Origin of the sequence: Streptomyces sp. NPDC001093 (genome assembly GCF_040298985.1) — a bacterium.
In the GTDB taxonomy this organism is placed as follows: domain Bacteria; phylum Actinomycetota; class Actinomycetes; order Streptomycetales; family Streptomycetaceae; genus Streptomyces.
The window spans coordinates 1-21175 of record NZ_JBEPBF010000084.1 but is presented as its reverse complement, the minus strand read 5'-3'; the positions used below and the strand labels follow the sequence as shown (position 1 = coordinate 21175).

Genomic DNA, 21175 nt, shown 5'->3' with positions numbered 1-21175 from the left:
CCCGTCGGAGGAATGTGCGGAGGCGGTCCTGGACTACGTGGTGCAAGCTTCGAAGAGCGGGCGGCACCTCACAGGTGGGCTGTGGTGTGAGGTCCGCGGCGCCTCAGCCTGCCCTGGGCGGGATGACCTGTGAAGGGTGATCATGAGTGTGAGGGATCCGGACGCCGGGCACGCGGAAGCCGTGGATCAGGACGTTACGGCGGCAGGCGTCGGCGTCGCCGACGGCGACGGCGATGCGCCATTGGCGGGATGTGCGGCGCTGGTGACGGGCGCGTCCAGCGGCATCGGTGCGGCCACCGCCTTGTCGCTTGCGCGGCAGGGCGCCGCTGTGGCCGTGGTCGCCCGCCGTACGGGGCGGCTGGAGGACCTGGCCACGGTGATCCGTGATCGGGGCGGCGCGTGCAGCGTTCTCACCGCCGACCTCGGCGACGCGGCGCAGGCGCGTCGGGCCGTCGAGGACGCCGTGGAGTGCTTCACGCGGTTGGACGTGCTCGTGAACAACGCCGGTTACGTGGCCATGGGCACCATCGGGGAGGGCGACCCCGCAGAGTGGGAGCGGATGGTCGATCTCAACTTCAAGGCTGTCCTGCACCTGTCGCAGGCAGCGTTGCCCCATCTGCTCCGCGCGGCGGCGAACGGCCCGCGCGGGGTCGCTGATCTCGTGAACGTCAGCTCGGTCGGGGGCCGGGTGGTGCGAAGGAACAACGGTGTCTATTCGGCGACCAAGCACGCGGTGGGCGCGTTCAGCGAAGCCCTGCGTCAGGAGGTGACGGGACGGGGCGTCCGGGTGGGTCTGATCGAGCCGGGCATGACGGTGACGGAGATGGCGACCGGCCCCGGGGCCGCCGCCGCCCGTGGCATGCCGCAGAACGTGTGGCTGGAAGCCGAAGACATCGCCCGTGCCATCACCTTCATGACCACTCAGCCCCCGCATGTCGCAGTCAACGAGATCATGGTCCGCCCCACGGCCCAGGAACACTGACCGTCGGCCCACTGGGGACGCCCCACGACGATGTGTCGCCCCAGCGCCGGTCGCGGATCTGCCGGAAACCCGGCCCCTGGAGCCAGAGCAGTTCGTGCAGGTCGTGCTCGCAGCGCGGTTGAGGCTGGTGGGGGTACATCGGGGCACGCGCGCCAGGTCTGCAGGTACGACCGTCACGCTCGGTCTGGACCAGGCAGTCCACGCCCCGACCATCGTGGCGGTGACGACACCTCCGCCTTCGAGATCGCGCTGTCCGCCCGCGCGCCTCGACCGGGTTCCACGGCTCGACCAGCAGGGTGATGAGGCGTCAAGCTTTGCGGCTGCCTTCGCCTGGCGGGCGATAATTCTGGATGGGGCAGGTATGTCGTAAATCCGCAACAGCGTCGGCTGGGCGCAACCTGGCGGTCGGCCGGCTCATCTGGCTGAGCAGCGAGGCGCACCCGGCGCCTTGGGTGGAGACCCACGGGAGGGAAGCCCATGACCAGGACGAGAGGGACCGGGATGAAGAGGCGTGGCGGCCGCCTGGCCCTGGCCGGTGCGCTGGGGGCGGCGTCGTTGGCTCTGGCCGCCGTTCCTGCGTACGCCAAGGGCGAAGTGGATGTCACGGCGCCGCACACGGCGCATGTCGGCAAGACCTTCACGGTCACGGCGCACGGGGACGACGATGCCGTCCGCTACTTGCGGATATGCCTGCAACAGCGCAGCGGCGGGCACACATGGCGCCAGGTGGCCTGCGGTGCCGTAGTCGCCAGTGGCACGGAGGCGCGGGCCGCCGCGCACGTGAAGGATGCGGGGCGCGGTCCGGTGGATTTCCGCGCGGTGATGTACGGCCTGACCGGCCCGCGTGATCACCACCCGGTGCGCCAGCGTACGTCTGACCCGGTGACGGTGCACGTTCGCTGAGCCGTCGGCGCGGCCGCGGACAGTCGGCACCACGCGTCCGCGGCCGCCTCGTCGGCTCGGGCCAGGAAGGCCGTGCGGTCACCGTGACGGTCCCGGCAGAACCCGCTCCAGGGCTTCCCAACTGGTGTCGCGGGCCTTTTGTGCCGCTTCGGCTCTTCCACCGCCACGCAGGCCGAACAGGCGTTTGGCGATGAGGAGATAGACACTGATCGCCACATTGATGGCCAGGGTGAGAATCTTGGCCGGCGTGATGCGCCCTTCGGCCAGCTCGTAGATCTCTGGAACGAGCAGTACGGTCGTGGCCACGAACGTCAGGTACTCCGCCCAGCGCTTGGTCAGCCACAGTCCGATCGCCTCGATGCCTTCGAGTACCGCGTAGGCGCCGAGGACGAGCCCCACTGCCCACAAGGTCGACGAACGGGCGGCGAAAGCCTTGTCGAGCTCGCCCAGCAGCCCTCGCCCGGACCTTCCGGTGGGCCCGCCGACGCCGTTCTGCAGCACGTCCATCGTCCGGTAGAACGCCCCGCTGAGCCGTCGGCGTTCGTGGGCGAAGCCCAGTACGGCGGTCGAGAGCACGCCGAGTACCAGAAAGTGAACCACACGGTCGAGCGCGATCAGCCGCAGCACGTAACGGTCACGCAGAGGCCTGCCACGCAGCGGAATCTCCACCTCCGCACGCCCGGGTGGAAACTCCCGGTCCGGGTGATCCGCCGGCCGTACCGGGAGCCAGGCGTCACAGCGCAGACACCGGTGCCAGTGAAGTCCGTCCCCGAAGTCCCTGACCAGGACTCCGTCCTCGGGACGCACCTGGGCCGCGTTCGTGCCCTCCAGGTGATGGCCGCGCCGCGCGCACCCAAGAAGCTCGTACCAGAACAGCCGGCGTCGCTTGGAGCCGATGCCCGGGGGCGGATCCATACCGATGTCTTCGGTCATGGTCCGTATCGTCATGCCGCCGGAGGCGTCTGCGCAGCCCACGTGGCCGTGACCCACCCTCCTTTTTTCGACAGCACGGCCAACCGCTCGGCTGCGAGTGGGCACGGCACATCACTCCATGCAGGGCGGGTAAACGGGCTGAGGGCGCGTCAATCACGGATATGGAAGGACGGGCCCACGAATATGTCGGACAGGACCGCCGACGCGGATTGACTCCCCCGAGCGGCATCCGGACGAAGGCAGGCGGCAGGGAGCCGGACATCCGGCCGCCGTTCTGCGGACCCCGGCCATCAACTGGTGGAGGGCGGCGTGGACAGTGGGTAGCGAGAGCATCCGCGCCATGCGCGAGACCGGCAGCCGGATGGGCCGGTGGTGGGTTGCGCTGCGCCGGACACCCGTGGCGATCTGGAACGACGACGTGACGGACTGGGCCGCCGCTTTGACCTACTACGCGGTCCTGGCCCTGTTCCCCGTGCTGCTGGTGCTTCTCTCGGTGCTGGGGCTCACCATGCCCACGGCGAAACCGGAGGTGATCGACCGGCTCACCCGCGTGGCGCCCGCCGCGTCCCGCAGCTTGCTGCGCAGCGCCCTGGAGCAGATGGCCGGCCAGTCCTCGGCGGCCTGGCTGCTGGTCTTCTTCGGCGCGGCCGGGGCCCTGTGGTCGAGCTCCAGCTATCTGAGTGTCTTTCGCCGGGCCCTGCACGCCATGTATCACGTCAGCTCGCACCGGCCGGTGTGGCGGACGGCCCCACGCATCATCGTCACGGCCGTCGTGCTGATCGCCCTCCTCCTGACCACGACGCTCGCTCTGCTGCTGAGCGGCAGCCTGGTACGTCGGCTGGGCCGAGCACTGGAGATGGGCAGCCTTCCCCAGACCGCATGGGACACCCTGCGCTGGCCCGTTCTGGCAGTGGTGGCCATCGCCCTGGTCCTGGTGCTCTACCGCTCCGGTCCCGCACCGTCGCGTCCGCTGCGAAAGATGGCGCCGGGTGGCGGCCTGGCGATACTGCTCCTGCTGTCGACCTCCCTCGGTTTCACCGTCTATGCCTCTCATGTGAGCACATACCACCGCCTGTACGGCTCCCTGGCCGGTGTCGTGGTCTTCCTCGTCTGGCTGTGGCTGTCCAACCTGGCACTCCTGGCAGGTGCCCAGTTCAACGTCGAGCTCGCGCGGCAGGCCGCCGACGCTCATGCGCGCGGACATCGACAACCCCGATAGCCGGTGCAGGCTGCGCCCGGCGCCGTACGTGGCTGCCCGGCTGTGCCGCGACACAGCTTTCACCGCCCCCCGATGGGTGAAATGACATCCACCGCGCCGCCGAAACCCAGGAGGGTGGCTGATCGCACTGGGTTGTCCCCCGAGTCTGCCGACCCCATGCCACCTCACCCGCTCCGGGTGAGGTGGCATGGCCCTTGACGTGCGCAAGCTGAACGTGGCGGATCCGATGTCAAAGGACCGTAGAGGTGAAACGACCATGAACACGCACATGTACCTGGCGTACGACTACCCGCTGCTGAGTGCCTTCTGGACGGTCTTCTGGATCGGCCTGTGGGTCTTGTGGTTCTTCGTGCTGTTCAGGATCGTCCTCGACATCTTCCGCGATGACGGTCTGGGGGGCTGGGGGAAGGCCGGCTGGCTCACCTTCGTGATCGTGCTGCCGTTCCTGGGCGTCTTCGTCTATGCCCTCGCTCGTGGCAAGGGCATGGGTCAACGCGAGGTGGCGTACGCGCAGGCGCGGCAGAAGGAGTTCGACACCTACGTCCGCGAGACGGCGGGCGGTGCCCGGTCCAGCAGCGCCGACGAACTGGCGAAGCTGTCCCAGATGCGGGCACACGGTGACATCACGGAGGAGGAGTTCGTCCGAGCGAAGGAGCTTGTCCTGAGCGGTGGCCGTGGTGGTGTCTGACCGCGACACGGTCCCTTTGACACCGTCGGGTCGCGATGGTCCGGCGAACCACACAAGGAGGCAGGTCATGAGTGCGACACATGCAGCCCGCCCGGAATCGGCGAAACAGCAGTGGGCCGGCGGTCTGATGGTGTTCGGCGCCGTCATGCTGATGATCTGCGGAGTACTCGACATCTTCCGCGGCATCATGGGCATCGCCCAGGACAACGTGTTCATCACCACGCACGGATACGTCTTCCAGTACGACCTCACCGGCTGGGGCTGGATCCACGTCGTTCTCGGGGCGGTCGCCGTCGTGGTCAGCCTGGGCCTGTTCCAGTCAGCGACGTGGGCTCGGGTCACCGGCGTGGTCATCGCCGGATTCCTCATCCTCGCCAACTTTCTCTCCCTGCCGTACTACCCGCTGTGGTCGATCGTGTCGATCGCGATCTCCGGATTTGTGATCTGGGCGCTGTGCGTCGTGCGGACCGAAAAACCCCCGGCCGGTTTCCGATAGGGCGACGCGCCCGTTGCGCGGCACACGTCTCGCGGCGTGAGAGGACGGGGAGGCGCTCGACGTGCGACAGGTACGGTGCCGGGACTCGCATGCCGCCGGATCGGCAGCCGGCCGCGGAACGCCCGTGGCGTGGGCCCGGCTGGCCCTCCTCGCCCTCATGGGCAGCGTGCTCGTGCTGCTCGTCACCGCTGGGCTGAAAGGCCTGCTCTGGGTGCTCGCAGCCGTTGCGGGTGCGGCCCTGACGGCCGTCGGCCTGTGGTGGGTACTCGCCCACTCCGGAGCCGTCCGGGCAGCAGGAGCCGTCGTTGCCGTGCTGGTTCCCCTCGCGACGCTCGTCCTGTTCGCCACGCACGGCATGCTGTGGCCTGCCTGCCTGTCCTGGGGCCTGTGGATCCTGGCACTCGTGGCCGCCCGGATCGCGATCACTCCGACGGGACCCTCCGCCGGACGCGGCGACGAGCCCGGGCCGGTGCCGGCGGCGCTGCATCCGTGGGTCGTGATGAACCCGCGCTCCGGCGGGGGCAAGGTGGACCGCTTCCACCTGGTGGAGAAGGCGAGGGCCGCGGGTGCGCGCATCGTCGTGCTGGATCCGGTGCGACACCAGGACGTGGCGGACCTGGCGCGGCGTGCGGTGAGCGAGGGGGCCGATCTGCTGGCGGTGGCCGGCGGGGACGGCACCCAGGCTCTGGTCGCGGAGGTCGCGGCCCGGCATGACGTGCCCTTCATGGTGATCCCGGCCGGAACGCGCAATCACTTCGCCCTCGATCTCGGTCTCGACCGCGACGATCCGGCGGCAGCCCTGGAGGCGTTCACCGATGCCGTCGAGTTCCGCGTCGACCTGGGATTCGCCGCCGACCGGGTGTTCGTCAACAACGCGTCCTTCGGAACGTACGCGGCCGTGGTACGCGAACCCTCCTACCGGGACGCCAAGCTGCGCACGGCACTGGAGGCCCTGCCCGTTCTCCTCACCGGCCCTCAGGCACCACGGCTGCGCATGCGTGCCGGGCACACGCGGATCGAGGGACTGCAGGCCCTGCTCGTCAGCAACAGCCCCTACCGACCCGTCGTCGTCGACTCGGCGCATCCCGGGCTCCGGGAGAGCCTGGACTCCGGACGACTGGGGGTGCTGTGCGTGCGCGTCGACACCCCGAGGCGGGCGGCCCGGCTGTCGACCCGGCTCCTGGGTGGCCGGCGGTCATCGGGCGTGACCCGGCTGACGGCCTCCGAAGTGGTCGTCGAGGCCGACACGGACACCGTGCCGGCCGGCATCGACGGCGAGTCCGTCGTACTGCCCGCTCCGGTGGTCTGCCGGGTGGCACATGGGGCCCTGCGGGTGCGTGTCCCACGTCACCGTCCGGGAACGCCGCCGAACAGGCCCCTGGCCGACTGGCGCCGAGTGCTCCGCCTGGCCCTGGCCCGTTCGACGCGGCGGCACGTCCCGGCAGCCGCGTGACCGGCGGCCGGGGCAAGGCGCCCGGGCCGGCTGCCTACCGGTCGTCAGCCGCGGAGGGCGGGGGAGCGGTCCACCGGGCACCGGTGCGCAGGCGGAACGCGCTGACGGCGGCCTCGAGCGTGGAGAAGAAGTGGCTCGGGTCCACCGTCCGGGTGAGTTCGTAAGCCTCGATCTTCCGCCGGACCGGGTCCTTGAGCTCGGCGAACACCAGGTGGACGTGTTCCGCGTTGAGAGTTTCGTCGAGTTCTTCGAGGACATCGGAGGCGGTGGTGTCCACGTCGGTGATCGGCTCGGCCGCTATCACGATCCAGCTCGGCGCGGGGTCGGTCCGGGCCAGCCGCAGTACCTCGTCCCGGAACGTCTTGGCGTTGGCGAAGAACAGCGGTGCGTCGAACCGGTAGATGACCAGGCCGGGCAGTTTCTCGGCGTGCGGGTAGGAGCGGATGTCGTGGAAGCCGTCGAGGTCCGGTACCCGGCCGAGCACCGTGTCGTACGGCCACCAGGCGCGCCGGAAGACGTTCAGCACCGACAGCGCGACGGCGATCGCGATGCCCGGCAGGACGCCGAGCAGCGCCACGCCGAGGAAGGCCGTCATGGACAGCAGGAACTCGGTGCGGCGCTGCCGCCACAGCCGTACGCTCCCGGGCACATCGGCCAGGGACAGGGACGCGGTGATGACCACGGCGGCAAGAGCGGGCTGGGGCAGGTTACGGAACAGGCCCGGGAGCAGTACCAGCATCAAGGTGATGAGTGCGGCGCCGATCAGCCCGGTGAGCTGGCTTTTCGCGCCGGCTCGCTCGGCAACCGCGGTGCGGGAGCCGCTCGTGCTGACGGGGAAGCCCTGGAAGAGCCCCGCCGCGAGGTTGGCGACACCGATTCCCGCCATCTCCTGATTGCCGCGCACCTCCTGTCCGGTCCGGGCGGCGAAGACCGACGCGTTGGAGATCGTGTCGGCCAGGGACACGAGGGCGATACCCAGGGCTCCGCCGGCCAGCGGCGCCAGATCTTCGAGCCGGACGTGCGGGACGGTGAGCGGCGGGAAACCTTCCGGCAGCACACCCACGAGGCTCACTCCGCGCGTGCCGAGGTCGAAGGCGGTGGCGGCACCGATGGCCAGCACCACCATGACCAGGACCGCCGGCACCTTCGGCAGCAGACGCTGCAGTACCAGGATGACCGCGATGCCCGCGACTCCGACGGTGGCCGCGGCCGGTACCACGGCACCTTCGGACAGCTTCTCGACCAGCCCGACGCACTGCCCCACCACAGTGTCCGCCTCGACCTTGAAGCCGAGCAGTTTGGGCAGCTGACCGATCAGGATGGTCAGTGCCAGGCCGTTCATGTAGCCGATCATCGTGGGCTTGGAGAGCAGATCGGCGACGAAGCCGAGCCGTGCCACCGAGGCCAGCAGCATCACGGCGGCCACCATGATCGCGAGCATGGAGGCCAGGCCGACAGCCCGGCTCGGATCTCCGCCCGACGCGACCAGCGGCAGCACGGTGGCCGCGATCATGGGGCCGAGCGAGGAGTCGGGGCCCAGGACCAGGATCCTCGAAGGGCCGAACACCGCATAACCGAGCAGACACAGAATCGAGGTGTAAAGGCCGGTGATCGGCGGCAGGCCCGCGAGTTCCGCGTACGCCATGCCCTGCGGGACCAGCAGTGTCGTCAGGACGACTCCGGCGATCACGTCTTTCGGCAGCCACTCGCGCCGATACGAGGACAGCGCACGGAGTCCGGGAACGGCCCGCAGCCAAAGCGCCGCTCCGTGCGTACGGGCAGGACCGCTCTTCATGGCCGTTGTTCCCCTCTGACCGGTCGGCTCGCCGGATGGCGTCACCTCTGGCCCCCGTTCATCTGTTTGCTGTCGAAGCCGGTTTGCAGGTGACTGCGGCACTGGGCCGGACAGCGCTGCCGGCCCGGTACGGGGTTCTCCTCCGGCAGCGAGTTCGGCCCGTCCGTGCGGAGCAGCTCCGCAGCCCGGGCCGTGGACGGTCCCCTGGCCGGATCCACATCGAAGGCGGCGGCGACATGATCCGGGGAAAGGACGGACCACGAGGTGCACGTGCCATGGCCTGTGACCGGCGGCAGGTCGTGTGTTGCACGCGGTTCAGGAGCGCGGCTTGAAGGCGTGGAGCGCGTCCCGGCCTGGCTGGACGATGGCGTAGCTGCTCTCCGGAACTGCGTTCCAGGCCCCTGAAAGGTCGCCCAGCGGCTCGGAGGCGACGAGGCGTGTCTCGTCCGAGATCTCCTGCAGGAACGCGGTGTCCGGGTGCAGCGATCGCAAAGCGTCCACCCTGGTACTGAAGTACAACGACCGTGAGACGCTCTCGCTGGAATAGCGGAAGGCCCACAATTTCTCACCGTCGGCCACGGCGACCGTCATCTGCAGAGGGTGTTCCACGCCGTACCGGTGACCCGTGCCCTCGATCAGACCGGCCATGTGTGCGACGGCATCCGGCGGATCGTCCGCCAGGCCGAACGTCAGGGCCAGGTGGAACATGAGCTCGGAGTCCGTGGACCCTTCGATGTCGGCGAAGAGGGCGGGGTCGACGGCCAACGCGAGGTCACGCCTGAGCCGGTGGAACTCGTTGATCATGCCGTTGTGCATCCACAGCCAGCGGTCCTTGCGGAAGGGATGGCAGTTGGTCTGCTGAACGGCTGTTCCGGTCGTGGCCCGGATATGGGCGAAGAACAGACCCGAGCGGACGTGGTGGGCGACCTCCTGGAGATTGCGGTTGTTCCACGCCGGGCCGACGTCGCGCAGAACCGCGGGCGTAGCCAGGTCCTGGCTGTACCAGCCGACCCCGAAGCCGTCACCGTTGGTGGTCTCCACCCCCAGGCGGGAGTGCAGGCTCTGATCGATCAGGCTGTGTTCCGGCTGGAACAGGACCTGGCTGAGCAGGACCGGGGTGCCCGAGTAGACGATCCAGCGGCACATGTCCGAACCCCACCTCTCTCTGGCGGTGGACGGGGACCCCGTTGTGTTCTGCGCGGCACGGTGGATGCTGGTCTCGGAAGGAGGGTGCTGCCGCCTGTGGAGTGCGGACGGGAGCATGGTTTCCGCCGTCGCGCCGCCGACCGGTCCCGGGATGCCGGGCGGCTCCACCGGACACGAGGGACCACTGCCGCCGTGCAGCCGGGTCACCACAAGTATGAGCCGTCCGGGCGGTTGCGGCATGCCCGGGTTGCTCCTCCACACCGCGCGGAGCGCATCGAGAGGACTCGGGAGCTCGATGTCAGTGCTGTGAGCGAAGAGCGCGGTGCTCGGCGAACTCATGTCCGACGACGGCGCCGAGGTGGATGACCACGCCCACCGCGACCAGCCAGGACAGGATGACCATGACGACGCCCACCGGGCCGTATTTCTCATTGTTGGCCACGATCGTTTCGGAGAAGAAGCGGGAGGAGAACCACCCGAGGCCGGTCCAGGCGACCCCGGTGGCCACGGCCGCAGGCAGGACGAAGCGCCAGGTGACCGCTCCGGTGAGCAGCAGCCTCATGGTCCCCCACCAGAAGAACAGCGCCAGGACGAACCCGGACAGGGTGCTCAGTCGCGGTCCGAGTGCTGCGCCGATCCCGGCCCGGGCCGCGCTGTAGGTGACCAGCGCGGCCAGCCACACGAGCTGAGCCCCCAGATCCCGCCACCAACGTGGTGGCACGCCGAAGAGGAACTGGTACCAGCCCTGCAGAGTGCCGGCCACGGCGACTGCCCCCGCGATCAACAACAGGGAGCTCACCAGGTTGAGGGTGCCCGACCCAGGATTGGGTTTGAAGAGACCGGCCACGGCCTGGGCCGCCTGCTCGTTCAGTCCGAGCCATCCCGCCATGACCTTCGCTGCGTCCTGGCCGAACGCGGCCGTGACAAGGATCAGAAACGGGAAGAAGCAGAGGAACGCAAGCGACGCCAGCTGAAACGAATGGCCGAAGAAGTCCGCCGCGCTGAGGCGTCCCCACAAACGTCCCGCCGCACTTGCCTCCAGGCGCCCGCCCGCCGCCTGCCACGCGCGGTACAGCCGAGTCCAGCATGAGGCCGTGCAGCGGCCTTCATCCGGCGATCTCCTCCACATACGCACATCAGGCAGTACACCGTGCTGCGCGGCCGGTGTCCCGCAGGCTCGAGAGGCGTCGGCGTACCGAAAGCGGAACGCGAGGCTGGAGCTGCCGCGCCCCGGCTTCGGAAGTCAGCCGGGCCGGACGGGCCGGGCCCCCGGCCGAAGCGTCCCGGGGGACGGACTTGTACAACCGGCCTTCGACACCGCACTGTTGGCCGGTATTCGATCACACGGTCAGGAGTCCCGGTTTGTCCTCCCGCACCCCCTCGCCCGCCCACGTCGTCGACCCCGTCGGCGGCTGCCCGCACGCCCTGAACGCCGACCTGCGGTCCCGGGGGCCCGTTGCGGACATCGTCCTGCCCGGCGGCGTACCCGCAGCGGTCGTCCTGGGGCACGACGCGCTCAAGGAGTTCCTCTCCCACCCCGACGTGGCCAAGGACGCCCGCCACTGCCCGGCCCTGAACGACGGCACGATCCCCGCGGACTGGCCGCTGCGGGTCTTCGCCAACGCCCAGGGCATGCACACCGCCGACGGCGCCGACCACCGCCGGCTGCGTTCCCTCGTCGGCAACGCCTTCACCGCCCGCCAGGTGGAGCGGCTGCGGCCGCGCATCGAAGAGCTGACCGCCGGCCTCCTCGGCGACCTGGGCCGGGCCGCCGACGAGGACCCGGACGGCATCGCGGATCTGCGCACCCACTTCGCGCTCCCGCTCCCGATGAGCGTCATCTGCGAGCTGCTCGGCGTGGACCCCGAGCACCGCGGCCGGCTGCACGACCTCACCTACACGGTGGTCATCGCCACCGACACCACCCCGGCGGAGGTGATGGCCGCCGTACGCGAACTCGTCGAACTGCTCGGCACGATCGCGGCCGCCCGCCGGGCCGCCCCCGGCGACGACCTGACCAGCGCCCTGATAGCCGCCCGCGAGGACGGCGGCGACCGGCTCAGCGAGGCCGAACTCATCGGCACGATGCGCCTGATGCTGGTCGCCGGCCACGAGACCACCCTCAACCTGATCAGCAATGCCGTACGGGCACTGTGCACCCACCGTGACCAGCTGGCGCTGGTCCTGGACGGCAAGGCCACCTGGTCGGACGTGGTGGACGAGACGCTGCGCTGGGACGGCCCGGTCAGCTGGTTCCCCTTCCGCTACCCCACCCGCGACCTGGTCCTCGGCGGCACCGTGATCCCGCAGGGCACCCCGGTCCTCGCCGGCTACACCGCCGCCGGGCGCGACGAGGCCTTCCACGGCCCGGACGCCGACCGCTTCGACGTCACCCGGCCCGGCGCGGCCCGGCATCTCTCCTTCGGCCAGGGCGTGCACTACTGCGTGGGCGCTCCGCTCGCCCGCCTCGAGGCCACGATCGCCCTGGAACGGCTCTTCACCCGCTTCCCGGACCTCGACCTCGCCGTCCCCGAGGCAGAACTGCCCCGCCAGCGCAGCTTCATCGGCAACAGCGTCGAAGCGCTCCCGGTCCGCCTGGTCCGCCCGGTCCGGCGCTGAGGCGCGTATCGCTTTCCGGTATGTCCGATTCGCCTGCTTACCTCGCCCTGGACGACCGCACTGGTAGTCCTACATCACGTAGGGCTACTGTGTGCTCGAGGAGCTGCCGCGTTCCCCTGTGAAGGGGCGCCTCGGTGTGTCGCCAGGCAGGATGGTCATCGGATCGGTGCCGCATATACGTCTTCGGCACAGCGAGCCGCAGCGCACAAGTGCACTTGTCTGGAGACCATGTGGCAACGACCGACACCCCGGCCATGCAACCGTCCGAAGAGGTACTCATCAGTATCGTCCTGCCCGTCTACCAGGTGCAGGAGTATCTGCCGGAGTGCCTCGACTCGGTCCTCGGGGCGTCTCAGTCCTTCCAGGGTGTTGAGGTCGTGGCCGTGGACGACTGTTCCCCTGACGCCAGCGGTGCCCTTCTCGACGAGTACGCGGCCCGGGACCAGCGGCTGCGCGTGGTCCACCTGCCGCAGAACGTCGGCCTCGGCCGAGCGCGCGGCGAGGGACTGGCGCGGGCCCGTGGCGACTACGTGTGGTTCGTCGACAGCGACGACCGGCTGGCCGACGGGGCACTCGCAGCGGTCGCAGAGCGGCTGAAGCGGACCGAGCCGGACGTGCTTCTCGTGGACCACGCCCTCCTCGACCCGGAGGGAGGCCTGGAGCGCAATGTCCGTGCGCATCTGTTCCGGGACGCCCCCGAGACGTTCACGCTCGCGGAGCGCCCGGGCACCATGGACCTCGTCATGACCGCGTGGAGCAGGGTGCTGCGCCGTGACTTCCTGCTGGGCCTGGACGTGGAGTTCGGGCACGGGTACTACGAGGACATCTCCGTCACCTACCCCACCCTGCTCGCCGCGCGCCGGCTCAGCATGCTCGACCGTGTCTGCTACCACTACCGGCGCGGGCGTCAGGGAGCGATCACCAACACCTCCAGCCCGAAACACTTCGATCTCTTCGGCCAGTACGAGCGGATCTTCGACTTCGTCGACCGCGAGGCCGAGACCGCCGAGCCCTTCCGCAGGGCGGTGTTCGACCGGACCGTACGACATGCGACGACGGTGCTCGCCACCCCCGGACTCGTGCCGGAGACGATGCGGCGCGAGTTCTTCCGGCAGACGTCGGAACACTTCCGGAGGTTCCGGCCACGCGACTACTCCCACCCGTCCGGGCTGCGGGGCCTGCAGTACCGGCTGGTGGAGCGGGGCGCCTACTCCGCGTACGCGGCCCTGGAACCGGTGAACCGGCTTCGTCTCACCCTTCGTACCACCCTCGGCCGGGCCCGCCGTACGGCACGGCGGGCACCCCGGCTCGGGGCGACGGCGCTACGGCGGGCCTACTACCGCGCCTGCCTGCAGCTTCCCGTCGACGACCGCCTTGCCGTCTACGCCGCCTACTGGAACCGCGGTTACGCCTGCAACCCCGCGGCCGTCTACGAGAAGGCCCGCGAGCTCGCGCCCGGCATCCGCGGGGTGTGGGTGGTCGCCAAGGACAGGACGGGATCCATCCCGCCGGGGGTCGAGTACGTGGTGGACGGATCGGCACGATGCCTGCGCACCATGGCCCGGGCCAAGTATCTGGTCAACAACGTCAACTTCCCTTATGACCTGCCCAAGCGGCGCGGCGCGGTGCTGGTGCAGACACAGCACGGCACCCCCCTGAAGAAGATGGGCACCGACCTGCGGGACCACCCCGCAGCCGCACGCGGCATGAACTTCGACCGGCTGGTGGAGCAGTGCGGGCGATGGGACTTCCTGGTCTCGCCGAACCCGCACACCACCGAGGTGTTCACCAGGGTCTACCCCGGCGGCTACGAGGTGCTGGAGACGGGCTATCCGCGCGTCGACCGGCTGGTCAACGCCTCGCTCGACGAGGTGAACCGGGTGCGGGACGCACTGGGCATCGCCCCTGGACAGACCGCGGTCCTCTACGCGCCCACCCACCGCGACCACCAGGACCAGGCGGCGCCCCTGCTCGACGTGCGGCGGTTCGCCGACCAGCTCGGTGACGACCATGTCCTGCTGGTGCGTGCGCACTACTTCGACGCCCCCGGGACCGTCCCGTCCCGGGGCGTCGTGGACGTCTCCTCCCACCCGTCGATCGAAGACCTGTGCATCGCCGCCGACGTGCTGATCACCGACTACTCCTCGGTGATGTTCGACTACGCCGCCCTGGACCGGCCGATCGTGATCTACGCGCCCGACTGGGAGACGTACCGCCGCGCACGAGGCGTCTACTTCGACCTCCTCGCCGAGGCGCCCGGAGCGGTCGCCACCACGCAGGAGCAACTCGCCAAGGTCTTCCTCGGCGGCGAGTACGCGGGGCCGCACATGGCCGAGCGGCGCTCCGGGTTCCGGGCACGCTTCTGCCCCTACGACGACGGGCACGCGGCCGAACGCGTGGTGCGCCGTGTCTTCCTGGGAGAGCCGGCCAACGAGAACGGGCCGGCACAGGCGGGCAGTTGACCTCGTCGCCGCTCAGCTGCGCACGCGGCGGGCGAACCGTCCCGCGACCACGCGGCGGATCCCGGAAAGGCCGTCCGCGACGCGCACGGCGAGGCAGCCACTGTTGGTGGCGTACGGCTGGAGCAGCAGCACCCGTCCCCGACGGCCCATCCGTACCAGCCGCCTGAGGCCGGATCCCGCACGAAGCGGCCGCGTGGCCGACTCGCCGTCCCGGAAGGTCAGAGTCACCCAGGCATCCCAGGTGGTGATCGTGCCGCCTTCACAGAGCGCCGCCACGTCCGCCGTGACGACGGCACGCCAGCCATGCCCGCCCGGCTCGGCTGCCCACTCGGCCTCGTACCGGTGTGCCGCGCCCGTGACCCGGTGCCGCAACTCGACGGTCGCCCGCTCCGGGCCGGCCTGCGCGGTCCTGCCGTAGAGGTCGGACAGCCGCAGTTCGAGCACGAGCCGGCGACCCGCACCCACGTTCCCGAGGACGTGGAAGGGCAGCAGCGAGACAGGAGCGTCGTCGAGACCGTCGAGCACGATCTCGCCCGTTCCCCCGGGGGCGGAATCCGCCTCGTCCCACAGCGGTCGCCCCGCGTCACCGGCGTACGGCGGCGTCAGCCGCGGCGGGTCGGCCGCCAGCTCGGCCAGCCGCCGGATGTCCACGGCAGTACGCTCGCGCCCGAGCAGCACCTCGGTGCGCCAACGGGCGGCGGGAGTGGCCCGGCGCACGGCCTCCGCCTCGAAGGCGCCCACGTGCTCGCGGGCGATCCGCCACCAGTGGTCCTGGTACTCCGGCGTGCGCTGCGGCAGTTCGCGCAGGTAAACGGCGAGATCGAACTCGAGGAATTTCGTCTGCGCGGCGATCAGCAGATCCTGGTCGCCGCTGTCCCGCATGATCTCCATCACCTGCTGATGGGCGGTGACCCGGTCCTGCCAGTTCTGGATCCGGTCCCGGCGCAGCGAGATCGAAGCCTGGCCGGTGCCATAGCGCACATGCCAGATGTAGACGGTTTCGGGAGTGACGGCGAAGCGCGGCCCGGCCGCGTAGACACGCGCGGTGAACACGAAGTCCTCGTAGTGCGCCGCGCCGTCGGGGAAACGGATCCGGTGGGACAGCAGGAAGTCACGGCGGTAGATCTTGTTCACCGACAGCGTGTCCCACAGCGTCCGCGGGCGCGCGGCCACCCCGTCGTGCACCGACTCCGTCGTGAACAGCTGTTCCTGCCAGGGGATCTCACGTCCGCCGGGCAGCTCGCGCCGGACGCACAGTCCTGCCGCCACATCGGCGTCGTGCCGGAGTGCGACGGCGAGGAGCGTGTCCACGGCCTTCGGCGGAAGCACGTCGTCGCTGTCGAGGAAGACGAGCCACGGGTGGCGGGCCGCGTCGATACCGTCGTTGCGCGGTGTGCCGCAGCCGCCGCTGTTGACCGCACGGCGTACGACGCGCACGCGCGGCTCGGCGGCCGCGAGCTGTCCCAGTACGCGAGGGGTGTCGTCGGTGGAAGCGTCGTCCACGACGACGACCTCGCCGACCGCGTCGCCCTGTGCCAGAGCCGAGGCCACCGCCTCCGCGACGTGCTCCACGTCGTTGTAGGCGATGACCACCACCGTCACCGTCCCGTCGTTCGCGCTGGACAACTCTGCTCCTGATCGTGCGGTCGTGACAGGCACCCTGCTCCGTTGACGGAGCGGAGGACCCGGTGGGCGGCACCCGATGACTCCTACATTATGTAGGACTGGGCTGATGGGCCTCCGGCACCGGGTGCGGCACGGTGCCGGACACGCCTGCCGATGAGGAGGTTCCCGGCTCACAGAGATCCCACAAGAACCGCCCCTACGGTGCCTCGGCGGAAGTCGGCAACGAGGGGGAGCACCGTGGATCGTTCACGTCGTCTGGGCGGACGCTACCGTCTGGAACAGGTCCTGGGCCAAGGGGGGATGGCCGAGGTATGGCTGGCGTACGACGTGCTGCTGTTCCGCCAGGTCGCCGTGAAGACGCTCCGGCCGGAACTGGCGGCCGATGCCGAACACTGGGCGCGTTTCCGCCGTGAGGTCGTCTCGGCTGCCCTGTTGGGCCACCCGTCCGTCGTCGCCGTCTACGACGCGGGCGAGGACACGATCGGCGGCCACCTCGTCCCGTACCTCGTGATGGAGTACGTCAAGGGCGCCACGCTGCTCCAATTCGTGCGCGAGGCACGGATCACCGGACCCGAGCACGCCCTGGAACTCACCGCCGGCGTACTGGAGGCGCTCGATCACGCCCACCGCCACGGCATCGTCCACCGGGACATCAAACCGGCGAACGTCATGCTCTCCCACGAGGGCGCAGTGAAGGTGACGGACTTCGGCATCGCCCGCTCGGTGGATCGGGCGGGTACGACCCTCACCCGCACCTCGGTGGTGGTGGGCACGGCCGAGTACCTCTCGCCGGAGCAGGCCCGGGGCGAGCAGGTGGACGTCCGCACCGACCTGTACTCGACCGGCTGCCTGCTGTACGAGCTGCTCACCCGCCGCCCCCCGTTCACCGGTGACACCCCGCTGGCCGTGGCCATGAAGCACCTCTCGGAACCACCGGTGCCGCCCTCCGCCCACGCCCCGCAGCTGCCCGCCGCCTACGACACCCTGGTGCTGCGCGCGCTGGCCAAGGACCGTGCGGACCGGTACCAGACCGCCGAGGAGATGCGCGACGCCATCGGGACGGTGCTGGCAGGCCGTGCCCCGACGGTCACCTCGCCGCTGCCGGCCCCACCTGCGACGGTTCGGCACACCCAGCTGCCGCCGCCCCGGGATGCCCGGAAGGAGCCGCCCGTGCGCCGACGGCGCATCCGCCGGTCACTGCAGGCGGCGGCGGTGCTGCTGGCGGCCGCCGTGGGCACCTGCGTGATCATCGGACCCCGCGCCGCTGCTCGCCCCCGGGTCGCGGCACCCTCGCTCATCGGCGAGACGATGACCGAAGCCCGATCGAGCGCCCAGGCACTCGGCGTACGCGTCCAGCCCCTCCGGCACCGAGCGTGCCCTCACCCCGGCACGCCCGCCGGCCGGGTATGCGAGCAGACACCCTCGCCCGGCAGCCACGTGCCGCGTCACGCCATCCTGCGGGTCACCCTGTCTCCCGGCGCACCTCAGTAGAGGTAGAGCGTCACCTCCTGCAGAGGGCGGGCGAACGGCGGCACAGCGACCGCCGAGTGAAACACACCACGGCCATGACCGTAGGCACGGGCGACCCCGACGGGTAGGTTCCCACGGCCGGCGTCCACGAGGACGAGCCCTGTGGACGCCCTCTGACCGCGGATAACCCGTCAAGCCCTCCTCCCAGGAGAGAACACGAGAAATGTCTGCACAAGAACCTGCGCACCGCCCACCCCAGCGCGTCGGCGTGGTGGCCGAGTCCGTCTCCGGTGAGACGCGTGTTGCGGCGACCCCGGCGACCGTACGTCAGCTGCTGGGTCTCGGCTACGAGGTCGTGGTGGAGTCCGAAGCCGGCGCGGCGTCCGGCTTCAGTGACCAGGCCTACCTCGATACCGGCGCGGAGATCGGCGAGGCCTGGGACGCGGATGTCGTCCTGAAGGTGAACTCACCCTCCGACGCGGAGATCACCCGGCTGCGGCCCGGCACGACCGTGGTCGCCCTGCTGGCGCCGGCACAAAGGCCCGAACTGCTTCAGACCCTCGCCGCTGCCGGGGTGACCGCTCTGGCGCTGGACGCGGTGCCGCGCATCTCGCGCGCCCAGTCGATGGACGTGCTGTCGTCGATGGCGAACATCGCCGGGTACCGTGCGGTGATCGAGGCCGCGCACGTCTTCGGCCGGTTCTTCACCGGCCAGGTCACCGCGGCGGGCAAGGTGCCACCGGCGAAGGTGCTGGTCGCCGGCGCGGGCGTGGCCGGTCTGGCGGCGATCGGCGCGGCGTCCAGCCTCGGCGCGATCGTGCGGGCGACCGACCCGCGGCCCGAGGTCGCGGACCAGGTGAAGTCGCTGGGCGGCGAGTACCTCCCGGTGCGGGCCGCCCAGGAGACGAGCACCGACGGCTACGCCAAGGCGACCTCCGCCGACTACGACCGTGCCGCCGCCGAGCTCTACCACGAGCAGGCAGCGGACGTGGACATCGTGATCACCACCGCGCTGATCCCGGGCCGGCCGGCGCCGCGCCTGCTGACGGCCCGGGACGTGGCGGCCATGAAGCCCGGCAGCGTCGTCGTCGACATGGCCGCCGCCCAGGGCGGCAACGTCGAGGGCACTGTGCCCGGGCGCGCGGTCGTCACCGACAACGGCGTCACCGTCATCGGCTACACCGACCTCGCCTCCCGGCTGCCCGCCCAGGCCTCGCAGCTGTTCGGCACCAACCTGGTGAACCTGCTGAAGCTGCTCACCCCCGGCAAGGACGGGCGGCTGGCGATCGACTTCGACGACGTCGTCCAGCGGGCCGTGACCGTGGTGCGCGACGGCGACATCACCTGGCCGCCCCCGCCCGTGGCGGTCTCGGCCGCGCCCGCCGCACAGCCGGAGACCACGCTTGCCGAGCCCGAGCCCGAGCCCGAACCGAAGCGGCCGAGGCTGACGCCCGCGGGACGCTTCGGCCTGATCGGGCTCGGCATGCTCGCCATGTTCCTGCTGACGGCCTTCGCCCCCGCCCAACTCGCAGGGAACTTCACGGTGTTCGCCCTGGCGGTGGTGATCGGCTACTACGTCATCGGCAAGGTGCACCACGCGCTGCACACGCCACTGATGTCGGTGACCAACGCGATCTCCGGGATCGTCGTGATCGGCGCCCTGCTGCAGATCGGGCACGAGAACCGGATCGTCACCGCGTTGTCCTTCGTGGCGATCCTGCTGACGAGCGTGAACATCTTCGGAGGTTTCGCCGTCACCCGCCGCATGCTGTCCATGTTCTCGAAAGGCTGAGCCGAGATGACCTCACTGACGGCCTCCCACGCTGCCGACCTGGTCGCCGCCCTGTTGTTCATCCTCAGCCTGGCCGGCCTGTCCCAGCACCGCACCTCCCGCGCCGGCGTCGTCTACGGCATCGCCGGGATGGTCCTCGCCCTGGTCGCCACGGTCGTGGTGGCCGCGCAGAGCATCACCGCCGGGGCGGTGACCCTCATCGTGCTGGCCATGGCGCTCGGCGCGGCGATCGGCCTGTGGCGGGCCCGCCGCGTCGAGATGACGCAGATGCCGGAACTGATCGCGGTGCTGCACAGCTTCGTCGGCCTCGCCGCGGTGCTGGTGGGCTGGAACAGCTACCTGGAGGTGGAGTCGCACGGCACGGCGCAGACCCGGATCGGCGCCGACCTGCTGGGCATCCACCATGCCGAGGTGTTCATCGGCATCTTCATCGGCGCAGTCACCTTCACCGGCTCGATCGTCGCGTTCCTGAAGCTCTCGGCGCGCATCAAGTCCCGTCCGCTGATGCTGCCGGGCAAGAACGCGCTGAACCTCGGCGCGCTCGGCGCCTTCGCCGTACTGACCGTCTGGTTCACGATCAGCCCGGACCTGCCGTTGATGATCGCGGTCACCGCGCTGGCGCTGGCCCTCGGCTGGCACCTGGTCGCCTCGATCGGCGGCGGTGACATGCCCGTCGTCGTGTCCATGCTGAACAGCTACTCGGGCTGGGCGGCGGCCGCGGCCGGCTTCCTGCTCGACAACAACCTGCTCATCGTCACGGGCGCGCTGGTGGGCTCCTCCGGCGCCTACCTGTCCTACATCATGTGCAAGGCGATGAACCGGTCCTTCCTCTCCGTCATCGCGGGCGGTTTCGGCATCGAAGCCCCCACGGGCGGGGGCGAGGAGCAGGGCGAGCACCGCGAGGTGCGGGCCGCGGAGGTGGCAGAGCTGCTCGCGCGGGCTCGCTCGGTGATCATCACCCCCGGCTACGGCATGGCCGTGGCCCAGGCCCAGCACCCGGTCGCGGAGCTGACGCGACAGCTGCGCGAGCGGGGCGTCGAGGTCCGCTTCGGCGTCCACCCCGTCGCCGGTCGCCTGCCCGGGCACATGAACGTGCTGCTGGCCGAGGCGAAGGTGCCGTACGACATCGTCCTGGAGATGGACGAGATCAACGACGACTTCGCCGACACGTCCGTCGTGCTGGTCATCGGCGCGAACGACACCGTCAACCCGGCCGCGACCGAGGACCCGGGCAGCCCGATCGCCGGCATGCCGGTGCTGCGGGTCTGGGAGGCCGAGCAGGTCATCGTCTTCAAGCGCTCCATGGCCTCCGGCTACGCGGGCGTGCAGAACCCGCTCTTCTTCCGCGAGAACAGCGGCATGCTCTTCGGCGACGCCAAGCAGAGCGTCGAGGAGATCCTGCGCGCGCTCAGCACCGACGGCGGCCATTGGGCGGCCCCGGCCGCGCGTCAGGCCACGGTGGCCGGCCGGTGAGCCGGTGCTGATCAGCTGGTGGGGCGCCCTGACGACGCGGGCGGGGGGGGGCCCGGGGGGGGGGCGCCCCCCCCGGGGGGGGTGGGGGGTACAGGGGTGGGGTGTGGGGGGGGGGGAC

General features: G+C 70.3%; 18 protein-coding genes. 11 read left to right on the top strand and 7 right to left on the bottom strand.

Annotated elements, in window-relative coordinates:
• Window positions 1-181: 181 nt before the first annotated feature.
• Complete coding sequence (locus ABT288_RS32420) at window positions 182-982, top strand: SDR family NAD(P)-dependent oxidoreductase (protein ID WP_351615346.1); 801 nt, start codon at window positions 182-184, stop codon at window positions 980-982.
• Here ABT288_RS32420 and ABT288_RS32415 read toward each other — a convergent pair.
• Window positions 951-1121, bottom strand: coding sequence for a DUF5825 family protein (locus tag ABT288_RS32415; protein WP_351615343.1), 171 nt, complete (start codon window positions 1119-1121; stop codon window positions 951-953). The two genes, ABT288_RS32420 and ABT288_RS32415, sit on opposite strands and share 32 nt — an antisense overlap.
• Before the next feature lie 362 nt (window positions 1122-1483).
• On the opposite strand from ABT288_RS32415, the gene ABT288_RS32410 reads away from it, so the two are divergent.
• On the top strand, window positions 1484-1885 hold the full coding sequence (locus ABT288_RS32410; RefSeq protein ID WP_351615340.1) for a hypothetical protein: 402 nt from the start codon (window positions 1484-1486) through the stop codon (window positions 1883-1885).
• Between the two features lie 78 nt (window positions 1886-1963).
• On the opposite strand, the gene ABT288_RS32405 is transcribed toward ABT288_RS32410, so the two are convergent.
• Complete coding sequence (locus tag ABT288_RS32405; protein WP_351615337.1) at window positions 1964-2818, bottom strand: DUF2127 domain-containing protein; 855 nt, start codon at window positions 2816-2818, stop codon at window positions 1964-1966.
• A gap of 340 nt (window positions 2819-3158) precedes the next feature.
• On the opposite strand from ABT288_RS32405, the gene ABT288_RS32400 reads away from it, so the two are divergent.
• The 4 genes from ABT288_RS32400 to ABT288_RS32385 all read left to right on the top strand — a co-directional run bounded on the left by ABT288_RS32400 (window position 3159) and on the right by ABT288_RS32385 (window position 6674).
• The gene (locus ABT288_RS32400) at window positions 3159-4037 is read left to right on the top strand and encodes a YihY/virulence factor BrkB family protein (protein WP_351615334.1); all 879 of its coding nucleotides are present in this window, start codon (window positions 3159-3161) and stop codon (window positions 4035-4037) included.
• Between the two features lie 256 nt (window positions 4038-4293).
• Window positions 4294-4725, top strand: coding sequence for an SHOCT domain-containing protein (locus tag ABT288_RS32395; protein ID WP_351615333.1), 432 nt, complete (start codon window positions 4294-4296; stop codon window positions 4723-4725).
• Window positions 4726-4792: 67 nt separating this feature from the next.
• The gene (locus ABT288_RS32390; protein ID WP_351615331.1) at window positions 4793-5221 is read left to right on the top strand and encodes a DUF7144 family membrane protein; all 429 of its coding nucleotides are present in this window, start codon (window positions 4793-4795) and stop codon (window positions 5219-5221) included.
• A gap of 124 nt (window positions 5222-5345) precedes the next feature.
• Window positions 5346-6674, top strand: a complete 1329-nt coding sequence (locus tag ABT288_RS32385) for a diacylglycerol/lipid kinase family protein (RefSeq protein ID WP_502972877.1) — start codon at window positions 5346-5348, stop codon at window positions 6672-6674.
• A gap of 34 nt (window positions 6675-6708) precedes the next feature.
• On the opposite strand, the gene ABT288_RS32380 is transcribed toward ABT288_RS32385, so the two are convergent.
• From ABT288_RS32380 to ABT288_RS32365, 4 genes are all read right to left on the bottom strand, one after another.
• Window positions 6709-8469: a SulP family inorganic anion transporter gene (locus ABT288_RS32380; RefSeq protein WP_351615329.1), complete on the bottom strand. Its 1761-nt coding sequence runs from the start codon at window positions 8467-8469 to the stop codon at window positions 6709-6711.
• Window positions 8470-8510: 41 nt separating this feature from the next.
• Window positions 8511-8765, bottom strand: coding sequence for a cation-transporting P-type ATPase (locus tag ABT288_RS32375; RefSeq protein ID WP_351615394.1), 255 nt, complete (start codon window positions 8763-8765; stop codon window positions 8511-8513).
• A gap of 19 nt (window positions 8766-8784) precedes the next feature.
• Window positions 8785-9615: a class II glutamine amidotransferase gene (locus ABT288_RS32370; protein ID WP_351615326.1), complete on the bottom strand. Its 831-nt coding sequence runs from the start codon at window positions 9613-9615 to the stop codon at window positions 8785-8787.
• A 298-nt stretch (window positions 9616-9913) separates the two neighbouring features.
• The gene (locus tag ABT288_RS32365; RefSeq protein ID WP_351615323.1) at window positions 9914-10744 is read right to left on the bottom strand and encodes a YhjD/YihY/BrkB family envelope integrity protein; all 831 of its coding nucleotides are present in this window, start codon (window positions 10742-10744) and stop codon (window positions 9914-9916) included.
• A gap of 233 nt (window positions 10745-10977) precedes the next feature.
• On the opposite strand from ABT288_RS32365, the gene ABT288_RS32360 reads away from it, so the two are divergent.
• A complete protein-coding gene (locus ABT288_RS32360) occupies window positions 10978-12234 on the top strand; it encodes a cytochrome P450 family protein (protein WP_351615320.1) in 1257 nt (418 codons plus the stop codon).
• Window positions 12235-12464: 230 nt separating this feature from the next.
• A complete protein-coding gene (locus tag ABT288_RS32355) occupies window positions 12465-14696 on the top strand; it encodes a bifunctional glycosyltransferase/CDP-glycerol:glycerophosphate glycerophosphotransferase (protein ID WP_351615317.1) in 2232 nt (743 codons plus the stop codon).
• A gap of 12 nt (window positions 14697-14708) precedes the next feature.
• On the opposite strand, the gene ABT288_RS32350 is transcribed toward ABT288_RS32355, so the two are convergent.
• Window positions 14709-16322: a glycosyltransferase gene (locus ABT288_RS32350; protein ID WP_351615314.1), complete on the bottom strand. Its 1614-nt coding sequence runs from the start codon at window positions 16320-16322 to the stop codon at window positions 14709-14711.
• 237 nt (window positions 16323-16559) lie between these two features.
• Between ABT288_RS32350 and ABT288_RS32345 the strand changes: the two genes are divergently transcribed.
• The 3 genes from ABT288_RS32345 to pntB all read left to right on the top strand — a co-directional run bounded on the left by ABT288_RS32345 (window position 16560) and on the right by pntB (window position 21057).
• On the top strand, window positions 16560-17813 hold the full coding sequence (locus ABT288_RS32345) for a protein kinase domain-containing protein (RefSeq protein ID WP_351615311.1): 1254 nt from the start codon (window positions 16560-16562) through the stop codon (window positions 17811-17813).
• A gap of 202 nt (window positions 17814-18015) precedes the next feature.
• Window positions 18016-19584, top strand: coding sequence for a Re/Si-specific NAD(P)(+) transhydrogenase subunit alpha (locus tag ABT288_RS32340; RefSeq protein WP_351615308.1), 1569 nt, complete (start codon window positions 18016-18018; stop codon window positions 19582-19584).
• A 6-nt stretch (window positions 19585-19590) separates the two neighbouring features.
• On the top strand, window positions 19591-21057 hold the full coding sequence (gene pntB, locus ABT288_RS32335; RefSeq protein ID WP_351615305.1) for a Re/Si-specific NAD(P)(+) transhydrogenase subunit beta: 1467 nt from the start codon (window positions 19591-19593) through the stop codon (window positions 21055-21057).
• The last annotated feature ends 118 nt before the right edge of the window (window positions 21058-21175 follow it).

Excerpts from the sequence above, each read along its gene's own strand:
- ABT288_RS32405 (WP_351615337.1), bottom strand. The coding sequence starts at position 2,818 with ATGACCGAAGACATCGGTATGGATCCGCCCCCGGGCATCGGCTCCAAG.
- ABT288_RS32380 (WP_351615329.1), bottom strand. The coding sequence starts at position 8,469 with ATGAAGAGCGGTCCTGCCCGTACGCACGGAGCGGCGCTTTGGCTGCGG.
- ABT288_RS32410 (WP_351615340.1), top strand. The coding sequence starts at position 1,484 with ATGAAGAGGCGTGGCGGCCGCCTGGCCCTGGCCGGTGCGCTGGGGGCG.
- ABT288_RS32400 (WP_351615334.1), top strand. The coding sequence starts at position 3,159 with ATGCGCGAGACCGGCAGCCGGATGGGCCGGTGGTGGGTTGCGCTGCGC.
- ABT288_RS32370 (WP_351615326.1), bottom strand. The coding sequence starts at position 9,615 with ATGTGCCGCTGGATCGTCTACTCGGGCACCCCGGTCCTGCTCAGCCAG.
- ABT288_RS32340 (WP_351615308.1), top strand. The coding sequence starts at position 18,016 with ATGTCTGCACAAGAACCTGCGCACCGCCCACCCCAGCGCGTCGGCGTG.
- pntB (WP_351615305.1), top strand. The coding sequence starts at position 19,591 with ATGACCTCACTGACGGCCTCCCACGCTGCCGACCTGGTCGCCGCCCTG.
- ABT288_RS32390 (WP_351615331.1), top strand. The coding sequence starts at position 4,793 with ATGAGTGCGACACATGCAGCCCGCCCGGAATCGGCGAAACAGCAGTGG.
- ABT288_RS32365 (WP_351615323.1), bottom strand. The coding sequence starts at position 10,744 with ATGTGGAGGAGATCGCCGGATGAAGGCCGCTGCACGGCCTCATGCTGG.
- ABT288_RS32415 (WP_351615343.1), bottom strand. The coding sequence starts at position 1,121 with ATGTACCCCCACCAGCCTCAACCGCGCTGCGAGCACGACCTGCACGAA.
- ABT288_RS32395 (WP_351615333.1), top strand. The coding sequence starts at position 4,294 with ATGAACACGCACATGTACCTGGCGTACGACTACCCGCTGCTGAGTGCC.